Below are 17,609 nucleotides of genomic sequence, written 5' to 3'. Positions count from 1 at the left end.
GTGCTGCACGCGCTGGCGATTGCGGCGGTGTTTGCGCTGGTCTTCACCGTGGGCGTGGTCGGAGGAGGGCGCTGGCTCTACACCTGCATGGGCGGTACGGGCGGGGCGCTGGAGGCGGCGCTGGTCTACTCCAACTGGGTGTTTGCGGGCGCGGTGCTGGTCTGGCTGTTCAACACCCTCTCGGCCGTGATCCGTGGTACGGGCAACATGGCCGTGCCGGCGTATGTGACGGTGCTGGGCGCGGTCGTGCTGGTGCCGCTGTCGCCCCTGCTGATCTTTGGCTGGGGGCCAATGCCGGGCTTGGGCATTGCGGGCGGTGCGATTGCGCTGATGGCGTATTACGCGGTGGGCAGCGCGGTGCTGGCGGCCTACCTCTGGTCGCCACGCAGCCTGCTGCGGCCGTCGCTGGCACACATCCGTTTTCGCTGGGTGCTGTTCAAGGACATTTTGCGGGTGGGCCTGGTGGGCACCGTCTCCACCGTGGCCACCAACCTGGCAATTGGCGTGACAACGGCGCTGGTGGGGGGCTTTGGCACGGCGGCCATTGCGGGCTATGGCACGGCGTCGCGGCTTGAATACCTGCTGGTGCCGCTGGTATTTGGCCTGGGCGCGCCCCTGGTGGCCATGGTGGGCACCTGCATTGGCGCGGGCCAGCGCGAACGCGCCCTGCGCGCCACCTGGATCGGCGCCGCCATGGCCTTTGCGATGGCAGAGGCCATCGGGCTGTGGGCCGCCGCATACCCAGCCACCTGGCTGCGGCTGTTCAACAGCGATCCGGCCATGCTCGAATCCGGCGCACTCTATCTGCGCACCGTCGGCCCGGTCTATGGTTTCTTCGGCCTGGGCCTGGTGCTGTACTTTGCCTCGCAGGGGGCAGGGCGCCTGATGTGGCCCGTGATCGGCAACATCGCGCGCCTGGCAATCGCCGTGGCCGGGGGCTGGCTGGCCCTGCGCTGGGGCGGCGGGCTGCAGGCGGTGTTTGCCGCGCAGGCCGGGGCACTGGTGCTTTATGGGCTGATCAACGCCTGGGCCGTTGCGGGCGGTGCCTGGTTTGGCCGGGTGGGTTGGCCGCGCAGCATGTCGGGGCTGCTGCGGCGCGTGGCGCAGGCTTGAAATATGAGCAAAAATCAGGCCTTCCGCCTGATGGTATTGCCTTTTAAGCTATCAATACAATAGCATTTTATTGCACCGGCACGGTGTAGTTGAGCGTCATGCGGCCACCATCCACCGTCACGATCTCGCCCGTGACGTAGCTGGCGGCGTCGCTGGCCAGCCAGGCCACCACATCGGCAATCTCCGACGGCTCGCCCAGGCGCTTCATGGGCGTGCGGCTCATGATCTTGTTTTTGGCCTCGTCGCTGGTCAGCACCGCCTTGGCGGCCAACTCGGTGGCGATGGTGCCGGGCGCAACGGCGTTCACGCGGATGTTCCTGTCGGCCAGCGCCAGCGCCATCACGCGCGTGAGCTGGTTCACGCCGCCTTTGCTCACGTTGTAGCTGGCGATGTTCGGAATGGTCAGCACGCCGTTCACTGAACTCATGTTGACGATGGCGCCGCCACCCGAAGACGCCATGGCCCGCGCCACGGCCTGGCCCACCAGGAACGAGCCCTTCAGGTTGACCCGCAGCACCGCATCAAAGTCCGCCTCGGTCACCTCCAGAAAATCCGCCGCGCGAAATATGCCCGCGTTGTTCACCAGCACGTCAATGCGCCCATGGGCCGCCAGCACCTGGGCCACCAGCGCATCCACCTGAGCCTTGTCGCCCACATCACAGCGCACATACAGCGCACCCAGCTCTGCGGCCAAGGCCTGGCCGCGTACATCGTCCACATCCACGATGACGGGCTTGGCACCTTCGGCCGCGAAGCGGCGCACGCAGGCTTCGCCGATGCCCTGCGCACCACCGGTAACGATGCAGACGCGGCCCTGGTGGCCAAAGTGAACAGAGGACGGGTGGGATAGAGCAGGGCTTGGATGGTTCATGGGCGTCGATGGTAGCGGCTGGGGGGGCGAAGCCCCTCAAGCCATCAGCGCACCGGCCGTTGGACGCCAACCCAAGCAGGAGGCTGCCACGCCCCGATCCAGGCAATCAGATCCGACAGCGGCATGGGCCTGGCAATGCCATATCCCTGCAGGCCATCGCAGCCCATGTCGCGCAGAGCCTCGGCATGAGACGGGGTTTCCACGCCTTCGGCCACCACCTTGCGGTTGAACGCATGGGCCAGGCTCACGATGCCGCGCACCAGGGCGCGGTCGCGCTCGTCGTCTAGCATGTCGCGCACAAAGGACTGGTCTTCAACTCCCGAAAGCCATGCGCTTGACGCACCAGGAGTGACCACCAAGAGCCATCTGTTCCTTCGAAAGAACGCCCCTCAGGTGAACACAGCTTACAAACTCGAAACTCCCAGCCAGCCCAGGTTTTGCCGGGAAGCTCCAGGCCGTTCATGAGCCGCAGCAACTTGAACGTTGCACAGGGGATGCCATGCTTGCCAGACTCCCAGTTATGTAAAGTCCGCTCGGTCACATGAAGAAACTTCGCGCACTGGGGCAGGTCCATGCCCAGGCTGCGATACATGGCCTTGAATTTGCGGGCGAGATCCAGCCGGGTGCACAGATCATTGCGGCTGCAATGCAGCCCCGGAATAGTAGATACGATGTATAAATAGTCTGGGTATCGGCCTGATTAACTAACCTCGCGTCAGCATTAGAGAATCCGCCCAATCCCATTACGAGCAATATGCTCGCCGCCGCGCCGCTGAATTTCTTTACCCAGCCCTTCCATTCTTCGGCGTCGGCATTTTCTTCCCCATTTTCTGCACGCTCCAATTCAACCAGGGCGATTATTCCGGCTGGTTGTTCTCCAAGAGCTTCAGCTATTGCAAAGCAGCTCAATGTGCCGGGAAGGGTGCGCCCAGCACGCCAATTACTGATCTTCTGGGGAGAGGTCTTCAGCAGCTTCGCCAGCTTGTAGTCACTGGTGAGGCTGTGGCGTTGTTTTACCGCATCAAGCATTTCGACGGTCTTCATGGCTGGCTTCCTTAGGCAATGTTCCTAAGGCGGCATTCTGTGCGCGCAAGTGTTCGACCGCAACAGTTCACAGGCTGGCAATTGCCACCCTGTTGACTAATACACAGCTCAGAACTACAGTTCGCCCGTCCCCCGGTCAGACCACATCAACCCGGAGGGCTGGCGCTTTCAACCTGGTTCCTGCTGGCCAGGGGACACCCTCGATGGCGCCGGACCTCTCGAAAGCGCCACATGTCCGATACGAATTCATCCCCCAGTTGTTGTGCCAACCCACGCCCAGACTGCATGGGCATGCTGGTCCCCGGCAACGGCAATAGCTGCGCAGCACTGCAAGACACCTCGATGGGCACTGTGCCCGGGACTACGCCAGGGGCGGGGGCATTGGCCCCCGCGCCCGAGGTGACGACGTTTGACCGTGAAAACCTGAAGACATTGCTCTTCATGGAGCGCCAGGATGCTGATGCCGTGGACTGCCTCAGGAAGATCTACAAGCGCTCGAAATCCTCCAATGCACTCAGCTGGGCGCTGTCTGCTTTGATCATCTCGTGGGAAGACCGCGTGATCCTGATTCGTCGGCGCGGCGGCCTGCTGCACATCGGCGCGGGGGTCTAGACATGGCCACCACCATCAAGACTGCCCCGGGCGAGCAGGTAACCGTTGCCCCCATGCTGATCCCTGTCTTAGGCGGTGTGCCTGAGGCCCGTGTCCAGCTCATCTTGCGCCGTGGCCCCATCGTCATCGACCGCAAGCTTTCCCCGGCAGATGCCTACACCCTGGGCATGGCCCTATGCGCAGCAGCCGGGGACTTGGCGCCATGAGCGGGGCGCCTGAAGCAGTGGGCCGCGTGGTCCGAAATGGCGCGCTGGCTGCGGCGTGGGTTGTTTCCCGTGTCTACCGTCCCGGCACCTACTGGGTGAGCGTTTTCGGCGAGTGGCCCGGCCGCCGATGGGTTCAGGGCTTTTCTTGTTATGCCGCCGTCGTCGATGACCACGGCAATCTGGTGGCAGTCCCATGAACACCCCCGCCACGACGCGCCCCCAGGCGGGCAAGCCCATGTTTCCGCAGCTCCCCCCAGAGGATCTGCAGATGGCCCTGCAGATGGCCACCACGGCCCACGGCTGGCTGCAGGAAGCCTATCGGCTGCTGGAGGGCCACTACACCCTGCGCATCCAGTGCGAGACGGCTGGCAAGAGCGCCAAGCACCTGCGCGAGATGCTCGCGGCCAGGGCAAAGGGGCAGATGTGATGGGCTACATCAATCCACTCCTTGATCTACCCGCCGGGCGCGCGCTGCTGGCCCTGCCGCCGAAGGATCGCCGCGCCATTGCCACTCTGATGCGAGATCTGCGCCACCAGGCGAACGCCGAAGCCGAGTCGGCCTGGAAGCGCCGCAAGGGACCGATGGCGGCCTATTGGCGTGCTGTGTCCACCTATGCCCGACACACCGCTCACGCCCTGGAAATCAACCACTCTGAGGCGGTGTAGCGATGTCTCGGTATACACGCGAAATCCATACACACGGCGGCGATCTCCAAGGGCGGCTCGATACACAGCGGCAGGGCCTGAAACGGCGCCACACGGCCCTGCGGACCTCGCAATCGATCCTGTTCGTCAAGAACCTGGAACCCAAGGCCCAGCACCGCACCGTCTGGTGCCACCGCCATGTGATCGACGATGTGGCGATGCCGGTTTTCCGGAAGTTCGACGGCGCCCGGGCCCGCCTGGGCAAGGTCAAGACCTGCGGCAGCGTCTGGGCCTGCCCGGTGTGCGCGGCCAAGGTGGCAGAGCAGCGCCGCCGCGAGCTGCAGCACGCCATGGTGGCCCACGTCGCCGCCGGCGGCCACGCCTACCTGCTGACCTTCACCTTCCCCCACTACGTGGGCCAGCCCCTGGCCGAGCTGATGGAGCCTTTCGGCAAGGCCCGCCAGTCGTTCCAGAACTGCCGCAAGTGGAAGGCGGTGATGGAGCACGCCAACAAAATCGGCGTGGTGAACTCCCTCGAGGTGACCTATGGCGGGGCCAACGGCTGGCATCCCCACCTGCACATGCTGGTGTTCTGTGACGCCGGGGCGTTCGCCGAGGGCCCAGCCGATGACGCTGGCCGCCTCACCAGCCCCGCGATCGAGCACCTGCGCGGCCACTGGGTGCGCCTGCTGGAGAAACGCGGGCTGGTGGACGCCAGCAACCGCAACTGGGCGGGCCAGTACGCATTGGACGTACGGGGCGGCAAGGATGCGGCCGACTACATCGCCAAGTGGGGCCACGACGAAACCTGGGGCATGTCCTCGGAGCTGACCAGCAGCCACGCCAAGATCGGCAAGCGCGACAACTGGGGCGCGCGTGAGCACTACACCCCCTTCCAGCTATTGGAGCTGGCCCGGGGTGGTGATGGGCACGCCATCTGCGCCTTCCGCGAGTTCGTGGCCGAGTTCGACGGTCGCCGGATGCTCACGTGGTCGCGCGGCCTGAAGGATCACTTCGGCATCGACGAGATCGACGACGACGAAGCCGCCGCAGAGCCAGAACTGACCCTCGATGACGAGCACCAAGTGGGCGCCATCGAGCAAGAGCAGCTGCAGGTGCTCACGCGCTTCGGCCGCCTGGGCGACTTCCTGGCCTTCGTGGCTGAGCACGGCCACCGTGAGGAACCCCAGCAGCTCATTGACGACTGGATCGACGCCGTGGCGCGCGAAGGGGGACGGCAGGGCAGGGGGGACATCCTTGTCGATCGCCTGCGGCTCACGGATCACAGCTACTTTTTCGTCCCCAACTTGGTGGAGGGGTGATGGCATCGAGCACCACCACCGCCGCCGATGCAGTACTGCGCTATCCGGGCGGAAAAAACGGCGCAGGCGTGTACCAGACCATCATCAGCGCCATCCCCCGGCACCACACCTACGTGGAGCCCTTCGCCGGGTCGGCCGCCATCGCTCGGCGGATTGCTCCGGCAGACACCACCATTCTCATCGAGCGAGATCCAGCGATGGTGGCCACGCTGCAGACGGCGTTGCCAGCTGCAACCGTCATCGCGGGCGATGCGGTACCAGTGCTGATGAATCTGGCGAGTGGTGATGGTCTGGATGGCTGGTTTTTCTACCTGGACCCTCCTTACCTGCACAGCACGCGCAAAGACCTGAGCCTCTACAAGTTCGAGCTGGACGATGCTGCGCACCTCCACCTGGTGGCATCGGTGCTTCCGGCGTTGTCAGCAGCCGGCGCGCGCTGGGCTCTGTCCGGGTACCGAAGCGCCATGTATGACGAGGCTGCAGCATCGTCGGGTTGGCACCGGCTGGACTTCACGGCGATGACCCGGCGCGGCCCGGCCACTGAGTCGCTATGGACCAACTACGAGCCGTCCACCATCGTTCCCCATGACCTTCGCTACATCGGCGGCAGCTTCAGGGAACGCGAGCGCATCAAGCGCAAGGCCTCGCGCTGGGTGGCAAAGATTCTGGCGATGCCGGATCTGGAACGTCAATTCATCTTGGCCAGCCTCGCTGGTGCTGACGGTGGGATCCCATCGCCAGCAGAGGCGATGCAGGCCTGATAGCCGCGCCGGGCGGTCCCCGGCAATCAACTGGAGCAACCCATGAACCGTTTTGCAGTGTGGACCGCCGTGCAGGTCAAGAACGAAGAACACCCCCGTTTTGGTCAGGCGGGCATCGTGTATGGAACCAACCCGGCCACCCCCGATGAAGTGGCCGTGAAGTTCGACGCCGACAACATCGTTGTCGTCGTGCCCTGCGACGACCTGAAGGCCCTGTAAGCCATGGCCCGCAAGTCCGAGAGAGTGGGGCGCGGCAAGTGCCCAATGTGCGGGGACCGCGTCACGTTCCACCGGACGGCGGGCGGTGCCTTGAACTACGAGTGCGAGGCCGACGACTGCGGCCATAGCGCCTACGCCCACCGGGGCAGCGCCTGCGAGCGCGACTGGTTGGCAAGCATCGAGCGTGCAGCCGCGCCAGCACCAGTGCCAGCCGTTGAGCCGATGACGCCTGAGAAGGCGAACGCCATCGGCCAGGAATACGACAAACACCAAGCGCGACTTGGTAAGACCAGACCAGCCCTCTTGATCGGTTAACCATGACCACCAAGCCCGAAGCCATCGACCCACTCGAACAAGTCACGTTCACCCCGGTGGACGCACCAGCGGGCCCCGCGCAGGCCCAGCAGCAGGCCGAGGCAGACGAAGCCGCGCAGCAGGAAGCGGCCATGCTGCAGCAGGTCAGCTTGGGGATCTCGCGGATCGTCTTCGCTGGCCTGCGCGCCGTGCGCTCGGCCATCGCCAAGAGCATGCCGGAGATCATGGAAGAGTGGCCCGACGATGTGCTGCGCGGCCCCGCCGACGCGGCCGCCCCGGTGCTGCAGCGCTACATGACCCGGATCACCGAACTGGCTGGCCGGAACCCCGAAGTTGCCATGCTGGTGATCTCCCTGGTGCCCCTGGCCATGGGCTATGTCACCGCCCTGGAGAAACACGGCCGCACCATCGAGGCCGCCCCGGTGAAGGAATCCGCGTGAAGCCTTTTCGCTGGGCAGCGTTCGGCGCCACCGCCACCGGCAAGACGGCATGGGTGGTGCAGCAGCTGCAGAAGCTCAAGCCCCGCCGCCTGATGGTGTGGGACCCCAAGCACGACGACATGCTCAACGGGGTAGGCGAACCCTTCACCGAGTGGGCTGCGTTCGTCCGGGCCTGCAAAGGCAAGGCCTTCCAGGCGCGCTATCTGATGAACCACGACTTCAACCAGCACGAGCAGTTCGCCCGGTTCTGTGAGCTGGCATGGCGCGAGGGCAACGTGGTTCTGTTCGTGGACGAACTGGCCGAGGTGACCAAGGCCAGCCACGCGCCGGCCGCCTGGAAGAAGATCGTCAACGTGGGCCGCCGTTACGAAAACGGCACCAAGTCGATCAGCATCATTGGGGCCAGCCAGACCCCGACCGAGGTGGACAAGTCCTTCCTGAACAACTGCGACTTGATCCACACCGGCCGCCTCGGCAACGTGGCCGCCGCCAAGACCTTTGCGCAGCAATGGGGCATCAACGTGACCGAGATCACCGGCCTACAGCCCCTCCAGTGGTTGGAAAAACGCGACACATCGCCAGAAATTTCGCGCGGGATGCTGAAATTTTCTGGCCGCCAGCAGGCCCCAAAACGGGCGCCTTAGGCGGTGTGCCTTAGGGCACGGATTTTGTTTTTTGTCCATCGGGCGGTCTCATCGGGTTGTCTTTTCAACCAACCCCGGACGCCTGAGGCCGACATGAACCTGACCACTTCCCAGCTCACCAAAATTGCAATCGCGCTGGGCGGTTGCTTCGCCGCCTACAAGTTCGTCGATCACCCCGCAGCGCGCACCATGGCGCTCGGTGTGGCCGGTGTCATCGTGGCGCGCCAGGTGCCCTACATCCAAGACGCCCTGAACTGATCGGAGCACGCAATGAATAAGCAAATTGCGCTCGATCCGTTCCAGAACGTGGTGGCTTCCGGGATTGCCATCTCGGACCTGAACAAGCTGCTCGGCTCAGTTCTGGAAAAAATCACCCTGACCCTCGGGGGCACCTTCACGCGGTCGATGATCACGAAAATCGAGTTGAAGGCGAATGCAAAGGTGATCTGGGAGTCTGACGGCTCCAAGCTGGAAGCCTCCAACCTGTACAACGGTGCCACCACCGATGTGACCATTCTCAAAATCGACTTCATGGACCGAAAGGCCGTGACGCCGAACGCGCGTCAAGTGGGGTCTATCGACTTGTCGGCAGGGTCGGGCATCCAGACGTTGCGCCTGGAGGTGACCATTGCGGGCGCCACTTCGCCTACGCTGGTCGGTGTGGCCGATGTGTCGCCGCCCACTGGTGACCCAGCCGAGCAGCTTATTCGTGGCCTGATCGCGCGCCGCCACAGGACCACGCAGGTGATCGGCGGTGCGGGCACATTCGCGCTTTTGCTCCCGCATATCGACCCCGTGGGCGGTGGCTCTAACTACCGCCGCGTTTACATCTACTCCGCCAACATGACGGCCTTCAAGACCGTGCGTGAGGGGGTGACTGAACACGAACTGACCAAGCTGCAAAACGAGGCTCTGCAGAAGGACAACTTCAAAGTGCCGCAGGCAAATCTGGTGGTGTTTGACCCCTGCCAGGATGGCCAGTTGTCCGGGCGTACGTGGGATACCCGGTTGGGTGCTGGCGTCCGGTCGGCCATCTTTTACGGGACCTTCTCTGCCGGTGAAACCATCACCATTGAGACGGATGAGCTGATCCCTTACGCAATGTACTAAGGGGCGGTCATGACCGAACAGGAACTGATCCAGCGGCAGGATGCATTGCGCCCTCTGCGTCAGTTCGTCGGCGCGTTCTCTGGCGCGCTGGCGGGCTATGACCAGGCGCTAGCTGGCCAGGATGGCTACTCGTGGAGTGTGCCGGGCCAGTATCAGGTGGTGGGGCCGTATGGGGTGGCTATCGAGGGCCAGCCCGTGACCATCAGCCGGGGCGGTGGCCTGTACATCTCGCCAATGCTGGTGCTGGTTGGTATCGGCGCTGCGGCGGTGTTGCTGCTGAAGAAGGGGTAGGGCATGGCGGCGGGCCTGTCTCTCTCCCTGCCGTTCGGCGGTGGTGCCGGTGGCGTGGGCTTCGGCATGGGGCTGCCGCCAATCGGCTTCTCCAGCTCGGCCAGCTCGGGCATGGACCAGCGCGGCGCCAGCATCGGGGCCAGCAACGGCGATTTCATCGTGAACATGGGCGGCTCGGGAACTGCGCTGCAAGGCGCATCGGGTGGCCTCAACTGGTGGCTGATCGCTGCCGGGGTGGCCGCGTGGTATCTCCTCAAAAAGTAACCCCGGTCCAGCACTGGACCCCGGAGCATGTCGCCGCGCTGCTGCCGTCCGTCGAGGCCAGCCCCTGGGGGCCGCTCGAAGGGCCGACAGATGTGCTGGGCGGCTCTTTCCTGTTCGAGATCGAGCAGGGCGGGGCGCATGCCCTGATGGCCGTGCGGCCAGTGCGTTTGCAGCTCGGCGCGCGCCTCGATGTGGTCGGACTGGTGAGCCTCGGTGATCGCATGCCCTCGGGTGCCATCGACGCCATGGCTTGCCAGGCAGCGCGCCAGCTCGGCGCCCAGCAGCTGGCCATGTGCACGAAACATGAACATGTGGTGCGACAAAGCGCCCGCCACGGCTGGATTCAAACCGGTGTGGTGATGACGAAGGGGCTGTATGTCCAGCAGTAGAAGCTCAACCGCCCAGCAAACCTGGCAGCAGGACAACCGGCGTGTGATCGGTGAGCGCGGTGTGTCGGCTGAGGGCGGCTCCACGGTCACGATCAACGCCCTCGATGGCGATGTGGTGAACCGCGCGTTCGCCTATGGCAACGATGTGGGCGGCAAGGCGTTTGACCTGGCGGGCGAGTCCGTGAATGCGGTCCTGGGCTTCGGCGGAAAGGCCATGGCGGCGGCGCTCGATGCGCAGGCCGATGCACTGGCCTTCGCGGACTCCAATGCAACGCGCAACACCACTGCGGCCTACAACTTCTCAAGCGACGCGCTGGGAGAGGCGTTCTCATTCGGTGGCAATGCCTTGAACAAGGCGTTCGGCGCTGCTGAGAACGCGACAGCCCTAGTCAAGGACGCCTATGCAGATGCAAAGGGCCGGGGCGCGCTGACTGACAAGATTTTGATTGCTGCTGTCGGGGCTATGGCCCTGGTGGCATTCGCTGCGGTGAAGAAATGAAGCCCTCCAAGATTTACACCTTCGCAATCGCTGCTGGCAGCGTGTATCAGCTCGATGTGATCGGGGATTATTTCAAGATCCTGTCCGCAGACGGCGCGCTAGACATCAAGGCGGAGTGGGGTGAGCTCAAGGGGTTGATTGCGGGCCAGGGCTTGGAGGAGACGCCATTCTCCCGCCTGACCATTACCGATGCGTCGGGCGCGTCCAACAACGTGCGCCTGTACATCGGCGACGAGAAGTTTATCGACGGCCTGGCCGGATCGGTCAGCGTGTCGCAGGCCGTGGTACCGCGCACATCGGCATTCGCCAACCTGCAAAAGACAGTGACCAATGCTAGCGGCCAGCTGCTGGCAGCCAACGCGGCTCGCCAATATCTGCTGATCCAAAACAAAGACACAGCCGGAAACCTGTTCGTCGGCTTTGGCGCTGGCGCGGCCACGGTCGCCAACGGCGTGCGGATCATCCCGGGCGGCGCGCTGGAGCTGGTGGGCGTGTGCACCACTCAGGCCATCCAGTGCATCGGCGATATCGCCAGCAATGCCAACGTCGTTGCGGTGGAGGGCTGAAGCATGCCAGTTTCTCAAGGCTCTGCAGGCGGTGTGACGGGGATGAACCTGAAGGCCTGGGTGGTCTTTACGTCGGCTGGTGCCGTGGTCAAGCAACTCAACGTGGCCGGCGTGGTCCGCAACTCTGCGGGCAACTACACGGTGACCTTTAGCGCTGCCATGTCGGGCGTCTCTTACCTCTGCCGATCTAGTGCATTCGATTATGTGGGAGCCAACGCAACGGCTACCACCAGCGCCAAGACGGCGGCTGGCGTGACGCTGCAGCTTAACTGGAGCGGGGCCGGTACTGACATGGGCGCGCTGCTGGAGTTCTATGAATGAACCGGCTGCTAACCCTGCTGGCGGGCGTCGTGGTGGTGCTGGTGGCCGTGGAACTGGCCAGTCGCCGCGCAGGGCAGGGCGCACCGGCCTGGGATGGCATCTTGCCCGATGGGTGGCAAGGCCTCGCGCCGGATTGGGCGGGCGGTGAACCGGACCAGACGACAACGATTTTTGAGGATGTGATTGTGAGCCTGACCCCAAGCACCTATGCACCGTCCAACGTGGCGCCAGATGTGGCTGCGGCAAATGTGCGCGCCTTCCTGGACATGATCGCCTACGCGGAAGGCACTGCCAGCTATCCGAACGACGGCTACAGCACCTTGTTTGCTGGCGGTCAGTTCGAGGGCTTCGCGGATCACCCGCGCGTGTATGTCCCATTCCGCAACACCACCAGCAGCGCTGCTGGCCGCTACCAGATTCTGGCGCGCACCTGGGATGGCGTGCGCGGAAAGCTGGGCCTATCGGACTTTTCGCCAGCCAGCCAGGATGCCGCCGCAGTGGAGCTGATCCGCGAGCGCGGCGCGCTGGCCGATGTGCAGGCCGGTCGCACGGTGCGCGCTATCGGAAAGGTAGCGAAGGTGTGGGCAAGTCTGCCGGGCGCTGGATACAACCAGCCTGAACGAAAGCTTTCTGCTCTGCTGTCGGCCTACGCCAGCGCGGGCGGTACCACAACTGAGGCCTGACCATGAGCGCTGCATCTTCACCTGGACCAAACAACCTGCTGCTGCTGGCCGTGCTCGGCATCGGCGCCTACTACCTCATGACGCGCCGCGCCGTCGCGCAGCCCATGTACCAGAACCCGCAGGCCAACCGCACAGCGCAAAACGCATCGTTGATGGGTGCGGGCCTGGGCGCACTGGGTAACCTGTTCAGGGGCAGCGGTGGCGGCTCGACCGTGCCCTACCTGGGCACCTATGACGGTCGCGCCGCACAGCCATGGGATGTGACCCCGCAGGGCGCCGACGGCCCCCGCTACAACAACCCAAGCGCCTACGTGGCCGGGGGTAATGACGGCCTTCCGATCAACCCGCCATTCAGCAGCGCCTACGACTTCAGTAACGAATACTGGTACTGACCATGGACCGCAAAATAGTCATGGGCGTGGCAGCGGTGGCCGGTATCGGCCTGCTGCTGTATTTGCGCAAGTCGGGCGATGCTGGCGCCATCGGTAGCGCCGGAACCCTGGTAGGCGCGGCATCGGCGGCTAACAACTGGGCAACGCAGCCCATCGTCATCAACACGAAGGCGCCGCCTGTGGTGGCCGACGCCACGGCCAAGAGCCCGGCCCCGGCCACGGCGTCTGGTGCCGCTTGGGGTGGGTCCACCGGCACGGGGCCGCAGACGGGCAGCAGCGAAGGCGTCGGCCAGTACGGCAAGCCAGGCCCAAACGGCACCTGGATGTGGCCCGATGGCAGCAGTACCGCACCCGGCGTGTCCAGCTCGGCTGCCCTCTCCGTGATGGGCTATTGAACCGTGAAAATCGCCCCCGTCTCCGCTGATCTCCTGATCAAACTGGCGCTTGTGGCCGGTGGCCTGCTGGCCGTGGCCTTTGTGGTGCGCAAGGTGTCCACAGCCGCCAGCGATGCTGCAGGCGCGGCATGGGATGCCACAAGCCAGGCGGTGCGGGACGGGGCGTGGGCCGTCACGCCATGGAATAACAACAACGTGGTCTATCGGGGCGTGAACAGCACGCTGTTCCCTGACGGCTCGGAAACCCTGGGCACCTGGATCTACGGTGTTACGCACCCCGAACCGCGCCCAGAAAACACGGGCGACAACTGGGCGTTCTACGTGCCCAGCGGCTGGGATGTGACCCCGCAAGGCCCCAACGGCCCCCGCTACAACAACCCGAGCGCCTACATCGCCCCCGTGGGCGCCCACTCGATCTACAGGTGATCCCATGAAAAAAACCGCTATCGCCCTTGCAATCGCCGCCCTGTGCGCCTCCCTTGCTGGCTGCGGCGGCCTGCACGTGTCCTGGGTGGCTACGGCCAGCTACAACGCCGACGCCATCACCCAGAGCCAGGTGCAGCACCAGGACGAAAGCAAAAAGTGAAGTTCACAAGCACCCTGCAGCTCGAACGCCTGGAAGACACCAGCCGCGACGGCCGGGGCACATGGCGCCTACTGGCCGCCCTGGGCTACGACTCCGACCTGATCGGCCACGTGGACGTACCGCAAGGCTTTGTCACCGACCTGGCCAGCGTGCCCCGCCTGCCGTTGGCCTTCTTCCTGGCTGGCGGGCTGGCTCATGCGGCCGCTGTCTTGCATGACTGGCTGTACACCACCCACCAGACCGACCGGGCCACGGCCGACGCCGTGTTTCGGGAAGCCGCGCAGGCCTGCGGTGTGAGCCCATGGCGGGCCTGGGTGATGTGGCTGGGGGGGAGGGCAGGGGGCGCATCGTCCTGGGGCGCTGATGGCCCCGCGCAGCCCCCTGGTGTGTCGATCCAAATCCAACAAGAGGGACTACTGCCATGAATTTCGACATCCTCCTGCAGCTGGCGGGACCGCTGGGCGTCGGCGTCGGCGTCTATGCCGCCATCCGATCCGACCTGGCCCGCCTGGGCCTGCTGGCCCAACACGCGCACGACTCGGCCGCAAAAGCCCACGAGCGCATCGACCGCATCAACAGCAAATGAAAGCCTTCCTTCCCACCCCGGCCGAGTTCGGCCGCGAAGCCCTGATCTTGATCGGCGGTGCCCTGATTGCCGCCTTCTTGATGCGCCAGCTCCCTGGCGTTCGCAAATACATCCGCGAAGCCTGGGGAGAGCCAGGCGCGCACACCTGACAGGAGAACCAGCCATGGCAAAACGACGCATGCCCCCGCGCCACAAATCCGGCCCCAAGAAGGGCCAGTTCAAGAAGCGCCGCTGACCACCAGCGCGAGAACTCCAGAAACATCAAAGCCACCTCGACAGGTGGCTTTTTTCTTTGCCAAAACAGGCCCTGCCGCGCTACAGATAAGCACTAGCAGCTATAAAAATGATAGTCACACCAGCTGCAGCACCACCAGCGCCCCTGGTGCTCGATAGTCCGGCTCATTGGCCGCCTGCCAGGCGGCGGGCGCGCGCCAGTTCGCCGCGGCTTCCAGCTCCCTGATCTTGCCCAGCAGGAACTGGTGGGACCAGTGGGCCTCGCTGCAGGCATCGGCAAAGCCCCAGCTCGTGAGCCAGTACAGCGCCTGCAGCGCGGCGGCCGGTACCGGCGATTCATCGCGCAACCAACGGCGCATGGTGGCCTCATGGATCCGGAGCACCTTGCAGGCCCGGGCAAAACCGATCTCTTCGACGAACAGGCGCAGCTGTGCTGCACCACCGACTCGTGGCACTTTCAACATGGGTTTCCTCTTGGTGTTTTTGCTACGAGCTGGCGCCGCTCGTAGACCATGATGGATGGGCCTGCGGGAGGCCCATGCGCTGAAAAGACGGGGGTTTGCGTTACGCCATGGCGGGGGTCAGCCCGTCGAAAAAGCCTGCCTTGCGCGTGCGGCTCTTCTTGGATCGATACGATGTATATTATGTAAAATAAAATAGCCAATGCAATAGCATGCCCGCCATGCGAGCTGTCCGACAAGAAACACCCCTTTCAAGGGGCCGTTCCGCGACAAGATCAACCTAGCAATGAATGACTCTGTTCCGCTAGGGATTTGATGACGTGCGGCTTGGCGTCAACATCAACCTAGCGGATATGAGTGGTGATGCACGCCGCAAGATTGGTGTTCATAGCATCCCCGACTATTCGCGCTTGAGTGTGCGAGGTAAGGTGGCTGGCCCGGCCTTCGCAGCCTCCAAAGAAAGACGCTCACTGTAGGGCCTCCAATGCTCAGCGAGGCGCATCCAGCCAGCATTCGTTGCCTCGTTGTCCAAGACCGTGCGTCGAAGGTATTGGGCCGCGATGCTGCGGCAGCCTCGGGCGTTTGCGACGAATCCCAAAACAAACGCGCTATCTCCACCTGAATGGCTCTCCAGGGCACCCCGGAAGTACATCAAGGTTGAATCGCGCAGTTCTTTCGCACTTTGATTGTCACCATTTGCCTCGGCCAAGTCCGCAGATCGCCTCAATACGCGCGTGACGGTTGGACGCATCCACTGGCCGCTGTCGAACAGTAATTCTGACTTTTGGCGATTTTCAAGTGCCAGCAAAGATGTACTTGCCGACATTGACTGCATCTCGAAGAGCTGCGACAGGGAATCACCGAGTGGTGGCAGTGCATAGACGCATCGCAAACAATTTGTCATCGAATCGACCTGCACTCGCCAAGCCACGCAATCGCACGACGGCGCGACACAATCAGCCAGCCGTAGTCTTCGAATCTCCTCCAATTTGAGATTCGCGAAATACAGCAGCTCAATGGTAAGTCGAGTACGAAAATCGACACCACCTATCAGAACCTCTTTGATCCAAGCCCATGCCTCACGACTGAAAGTTCGCGATATACCAGCGGCCGAGATGTTTAAAGTGAGTCCGTGGTCGGCAGAACCATCGCGAACACTTCTTTTCCCTGAAATGGAAGGCATCGAGGCATAACCAACGACACTCAGCCAACGGAAAAGCGACGACATGGCGGAGATCACCATTCGAATTGACGCCTGGGACAACGGGCTTGCAAAGGGGCGCCAATCTTGAGAGTCGCGCGCGCGGGTCCTGCAGATCCAATCTAAAGGTGGGTATGGCGCGGCGAGAAACTCAACGAACGCCTCTAGATCAGCAACATTCAAGGAAGAAAGCGGTTTTCCACGAGCGAAGCAGGACCAGTTCAAAAGCTTCTCGGCCGCTGTACGATAGCTGCTTATCGTGACATCCGATACGTCGTTCAAGCTCGATATCCATGCCCTAACTGCTTCGACGTCGGTGTCCACATCGATAGACTTGCGCTCAGGCGCCAGGCGATTCACCCCGTCACTCCCGTCAAGCCCCGGCGGCGAGACGAAACGCTCTAACGTGGTGATCGATGGAGTATGGAGTTGACGTTCAGCATTCATTCCTAGTTCCGAGGCTCAATGTGGCCGAAGGGGCCGTGATGATGCAGATGTCGCCAGGCTCGCCCACTGCAGCGGGCAAGCGCAGGGTGCTTAGGCTATCCGGCCATGGACGTGTCTGCGAGCCAAACCGGTGGTACCACAGACCAACGACCTCTAGCCAAGCTGAAAAGTCGCTTGGTCGGTTGCAGTCAAGACCCTTTAGTGATTTGTTCAATTCAAGAGCCGTCTTGATATCCAGCAGGAGACATCGATATACAAAGTGCCCCCACGCTACGTCGGACGCCGACCAGTCAACAGGCCAGAACAGCAGCACCGAGAAGAGGCTTAGGCCACGGGTTCGCCCCTCTTCACCCACCTTGCTTTCGAATCTAAGCCGCCATGCGAGGAACCCATGAGCAACTGGATTGACATGCTCGTTGCAGGGCATCACCATTCCCTCGTTGATCTCGATCAAGCGCTCTCTATCGCCTTTGATGTGCGATTGGACCTTCATGCCAATCCGTGTCGCGTGATGTCGGCGGATCGATTTGTAGATAGCGACTCGCGCTCGCGTTATCTCATCTAGATCTGCTCCGCTGCGTGCGTGCGTCTGCGGGGCACCCGAACTCAACGGCCAACGTCCAACCCAAACCTCGGAGCGACGAAGAGCCGCCGGCTCCGTCCAAGTCACTATGTTGCTAAGTGTGACCAGCATCTGAATTCGCTTGTTTGCCTTTGCCGCTTGAGCTGGGGCGCGCGGATCAGCCAACCACGCTACGCTATCTGGCCACTGAATGTTCAGTGTCTCGACTCGCCCGAACCATTCACCAAGATGACAGTAGGCGCTCTCATCATCAACCTGTTTTTGAAACAGGTCTCCGCGGACAGATGCCCAAATTGGCGCGTACGCGTTACCACAATAGATGCAGACTAGCGGTTCATCGAAGGCCTCTGCCGTTACCGCATAAGGCGGTGTGGGTGCATTGCATTTTTTGCAATGATCGAGCAGTAGG

34 protein-coding genes are annotated in these 17,609 nt (G+C 63.1%); 27 read left to right on the top strand and 7 right to left on the bottom strand.

Going from position 1 to position 17,609, the window contains the following annotated elements; all coding sequences use genetic code 11:
• Positions 1–1,113, top strand: a 1,113-nt coding sequence (locus DBR12_RS06275) for an MATE family efflux transporter (protein WP_108616475.1), incomplete at its 5' end; no start/stop codon positions are given.
• Positions 1,114–1,180: 67 nt separating this feature from the next.
• Here the strand turns inward: DBR12_RS06275 and DBR12_RS06270 are convergent.
• From DBR12_RS06270 to DBR12_RS21970, 4 genes are read right to left on the bottom strand one after another with little or no spacing between them, the layout of a single operon-like run.
• Positions 1,181–1,984, bottom strand: a complete 804-nt coding sequence (locus DBR12_RS06270) for an SDR family NAD(P)-dependent oxidoreductase (RefSeq protein ID WP_108616474.1) — start codon at positions 1,982–1,984, stop codon at positions 1,181–1,183.
• Between the two features lie 44 nt (positions 1,985–2,028).
• Positions 2,029–2,283 (bottom strand): EAL domain-containing protein, encoded by a 255-nt coding sequence (locus DBR12_RS06265; protein ID WP_255575907.1) that lies wholly within the window; start codon positions 2,281–2,283, stop codon positions 2,029–2,031.
• The gene (locus DBR12_RS23520; protein WP_158274982.1) at positions 2,268–2,558 is read right to left on the bottom strand and encodes a VC1465 family Xer recombination activation factor; all 291 of its coding nucleotides are present in this window, start codon (positions 2,556–2,558) and stop codon (positions 2,268–2,270) included. Before DBR12_RS23520 ends, DBR12_RS06265 begins: the two co-directional genes overlap by 16 nt.
• Positions 2,522–3,028, bottom strand: a complete 507-nt coding sequence (locus tag DBR12_RS21970) for a hypothetical protein (RefSeq protein ID WP_146185483.1) — start codon at positions 3,026–3,028, stop codon at positions 2,522–2,524. Before DBR12_RS21970 ends, DBR12_RS23520 begins: the two co-directional genes overlap by 37 nt.
• Positions 3,029–3,313: 285 nt before the next feature.
• On the opposite strand from DBR12_RS21970, the gene DBR12_RS06255 reads away from it, so the two are divergent.
• From DBR12_RS06255 to DBR12_RS22320, 26 genes are all read left to right on the top strand, one after another.
• Positions 3,314–3,640, top strand: coding sequence for a hypothetical protein (locus DBR12_RS06255; protein WP_108616471.1), 327 nt, complete (start codon positions 3,314–3,316; stop codon positions 3,638–3,640).
• A 2-nt stretch (positions 3,641–3,642) separates the two neighbouring features.
• Positions 3,643–3,846, top strand: coding sequence for a hypothetical protein (locus DBR12_RS06250; protein ID WP_108616470.1), 204 nt, complete (start codon positions 3,643–3,645; stop codon positions 3,844–3,846).
• Positions 3,847–4,039: 193 nt separating this feature from the next.
• Positions 4,040–4,273, top strand: coding sequence for a hypothetical protein (locus tag DBR12_RS06245; RefSeq protein ID WP_108616469.1), 234 nt, complete (start codon positions 4,040–4,042; stop codon positions 4,271–4,273).
• Complete coding sequence (locus DBR12_RS06240) at positions 4,273–4,512, top strand: hypothetical protein (protein WP_108616468.1); 240 nt, start codon at positions 4,273–4,275, stop codon at positions 4,510–4,512. The genes DBR12_RS06245 and DBR12_RS06240 overlap by 1 nt, the downstream gene beginning before the upstream one ends.
• Positions 4,513–4,514: 2 nt before the next feature.
• Positions 4,515–5,813, top strand: coding sequence for a protein rep (locus DBR12_RS06235; RefSeq protein ID WP_108616467.1), 1,299 nt, complete (start codon positions 4,515–4,517; stop codon positions 5,811–5,813).
• Complete coding sequence (locus tag DBR12_RS06230; RefSeq protein ID WP_108616466.1) at positions 5,813–6,574, top strand: SAM-dependent methyltransferase; 762 nt, start codon at positions 5,813–5,815, stop codon at positions 6,572–6,574. Before DBR12_RS06235 ends, DBR12_RS06230 begins: the two co-directional genes overlap by 1 nt.
• A 42-nt stretch (positions 6,575–6,616) precedes the next feature.
• Entirely contained in the window at positions 6,617–6,793 is a 177-nt protein-coding gene (locus DBR12_RS22170; RefSeq protein WP_158274981.1) for a hypothetical protein, read from the top strand.
• Between the two features lie 90 nt (positions 6,794–6,883).
• Positions 6,884–7,108, top strand: coding sequence for a hypothetical protein (locus DBR12_RS06225; RefSeq protein WP_146185482.1), 225 nt, complete (start codon positions 6,884–6,886; stop codon positions 7,106–7,108).
• Between the two features lie 2 nt (positions 7,109–7,110).
• Positions 7,111–7,548 carry a hypothetical protein gene (locus tag DBR12_RS06220; protein WP_108616464.1) on the top strand — a complete coding sequence of 146 codons (438 nt, stop codon included), beginning with the start codon at positions 7,111–7,113 and terminating at the stop codon, positions 7,546–7,548.
• Entirely contained in the window at positions 7,545–8,192 is a 648-nt protein-coding gene (locus DBR12_RS06215; protein ID WP_108616463.1) for an AAA family ATPase, read from the top strand. Before DBR12_RS06220 ends, DBR12_RS06215 begins: the two co-directional genes overlap by 4 nt.
• 93 nt (positions 8,193–8,285) lie before the next feature.
• Positions 8,286–8,450, top strand: coding sequence for a hypothetical protein (locus DBR12_RS22165; protein ID WP_158274980.1), 165 nt, complete (start codon positions 8,286–8,288; stop codon positions 8,448–8,450).
• 12 nt (positions 8,451–8,462) lie between these two features.
• Positions 8,463–9,302, top strand: a complete 840-nt coding sequence (locus DBR12_RS06210) for a major capsid protein P2 (protein WP_108616462.1) — start codon at positions 8,463–8,465, stop codon at positions 9,300–9,302.
• Between the two features lie 9 nt (positions 9,303–9,311).
• Positions 9,312–9,593 (top strand): hypothetical protein, encoded by a 282-nt coding sequence (locus DBR12_RS06205; RefSeq protein ID WP_108616461.1) that lies wholly within the window; start codon positions 9,312–9,314, stop codon positions 9,591–9,593.
• A 3-nt stretch (positions 9,594–9,596) separates the two neighbouring features.
• On the top strand, positions 9,597–9,857 hold the full coding sequence (locus DBR12_RS06200; protein ID WP_108616460.1) for a hypothetical protein: 261 nt from the start codon (positions 9,597–9,599) through the stop codon (positions 9,855–9,857).
• On the top strand, positions 9,836–10,246 hold the full coding sequence (locus DBR12_RS06195) for a hypothetical protein (protein WP_146185481.1): 411 nt from the start codon (positions 9,836–9,838) through the stop codon (positions 10,244–10,246). Before DBR12_RS06200 ends, DBR12_RS06195 begins: the two co-directional genes overlap by 22 nt.
• Positions 10,233–10,745: a hypothetical protein gene (locus tag DBR12_RS06190; RefSeq protein ID WP_108616458.1), complete on the top strand. Its 513-nt coding sequence runs from the start codon at positions 10,233–10,235 to the stop codon at positions 10,743–10,745. Before DBR12_RS06195 ends, DBR12_RS06190 begins: the two co-directional genes overlap by 14 nt.
• Entirely contained in the window at positions 10,742–11,311 is a 570-nt protein-coding gene (locus tag DBR12_RS06185; protein ID WP_108616457.1) for a hypothetical protein, read from the top strand. Before DBR12_RS06190 ends, DBR12_RS06185 begins: the two co-directional genes overlap by 4 nt.
• A 3-nt stretch (positions 11,312–11,314) precedes the next feature.
• The gene (locus DBR12_RS06180) at positions 11,315–11,632 is read left to right on the top strand and encodes a hypothetical protein (protein WP_146185480.1); all 318 of its coding nucleotides are present in this window, start codon (positions 11,315–11,317) and stop codon (positions 11,630–11,632) included.
• Positions 11,629–12,315 carry a glycoside hydrolase family 104 protein gene (locus DBR12_RS23465; RefSeq protein WP_233244326.1) on the top strand — a complete coding sequence of 229 codons (687 nt, stop codon included), beginning with the start codon at positions 11,629–11,631 and terminating at the stop codon, positions 12,313–12,315. The genes DBR12_RS06180 and DBR12_RS23465 overlap by 4 nt, the downstream gene beginning before the upstream one ends.
• Before the next feature lie 2 nt (positions 12,316–12,317).
• A complete protein-coding gene (locus tag DBR12_RS06170; RefSeq protein ID WP_108616455.1) occupies positions 12,318–12,707 on the top strand; it encodes a hypothetical protein in 390 nt (129 codons plus the stop codon).
• A 2-nt stretch (positions 12,708–12,709) separates the two neighbouring features.
• A complete protein-coding gene (locus tag DBR12_RS06165) occupies positions 12,710–13,102 on the top strand; it encodes a hypothetical protein (protein WP_108616454.1) in 393 nt (130 codons plus the stop codon).
• A gap of 3 nt (positions 13,103–13,105) precedes the next feature.
• A complete protein-coding gene (locus DBR12_RS06160; RefSeq protein WP_108616453.1) occupies positions 13,106–13,528 on the top strand; it encodes a hypothetical protein in 423 nt (140 codons plus the stop codon).
• A 4-nt stretch (positions 13,529–13,532) separates the two neighbouring features.
• On the top strand, positions 13,533–13,688 hold the full coding sequence (locus DBR12_RS22160) for a hypothetical protein (RefSeq protein WP_158274979.1): 156 nt from the start codon (positions 13,533–13,535) through the stop codon (positions 13,686–13,688).
• On the top strand, positions 13,685–14,113 hold the full coding sequence (locus tag DBR12_RS06155) for a DUF1353 domain-containing protein (RefSeq protein WP_199226644.1): 429 nt from the start codon (positions 13,685–13,687) through the stop codon (positions 14,111–14,113). Before DBR12_RS22160 ends, DBR12_RS06155 begins: the two co-directional genes overlap by 4 nt.
• Positions 14,110–14,274 carry a hypothetical protein gene (locus tag DBR12_RS22155; RefSeq protein ID WP_158274978.1) on the top strand — a complete coding sequence of 55 codons (165 nt, stop codon included), beginning with the start codon at positions 14,110–14,112 and terminating at the stop codon, positions 14,272–14,274. Before DBR12_RS06155 ends, DBR12_RS22155 begins: the two co-directional genes overlap by 4 nt.
• A complete protein-coding gene (locus DBR12_RS22320) occupies positions 14,271–14,423 on the top strand; it encodes a hypothetical protein (protein WP_199226643.1) in 153 nt (50 codons plus the stop codon). Before DBR12_RS22155 ends, DBR12_RS22320 begins: the two co-directional genes overlap by 4 nt.
• Positions 14,424–14,624: 201 nt before the next feature.
• Here DBR12_RS22320 and DBR12_RS06150 read toward each other — a convergent pair whose 3' ends face one another.
• From DBR12_RS06150 to DBR12_RS22560, 3 genes are all read right to left on the bottom strand, one after another.
• Positions 14,625–14,972 carry a hypothetical protein gene (locus DBR12_RS06150; protein WP_108616452.1) on the bottom strand — a complete coding sequence of 116 codons (348 nt, stop codon included), beginning with the start codon at positions 14,970–14,972 and terminating at the stop codon, positions 14,625–14,627.
• Positions 14,973–15,369: 397 nt separating this feature from the next.
• A complete protein-coding gene (locus DBR12_RS21965; protein WP_146185479.1) occupies positions 15,370–16,617 on the bottom strand; it encodes a hypothetical protein in 1,248 nt (415 codons plus the stop codon).
• Positions 16,607–17,110 carry a hypothetical protein gene (locus tag DBR12_RS22560; protein WP_108616451.1) on the bottom strand — a complete coding sequence of 168 codons (504 nt, stop codon included), beginning with the start codon at positions 17,108–17,110 and terminating at the stop codon, positions 16,607–16,609. The genes DBR12_RS21965 and DBR12_RS22560 overlap by 11 nt, the downstream gene beginning before the upstream one ends.
• Positions 17,111–17,609 lie beyond the last annotated feature (499 nt).

It is taken from the genome of Acidovorax sp. HMWF029 (genome assembly GCF_003060895.1).
In the GTDB taxonomy this organism is placed as follows: domain Bacteria; phylum Pseudomonadota; class Gammaproteobacteria; order Burkholderiales; family Burkholderiaceae_C; genus Acidovorax.
This window is presented reverse-complemented; position numbering and strand designations above follow the sequence as displayed.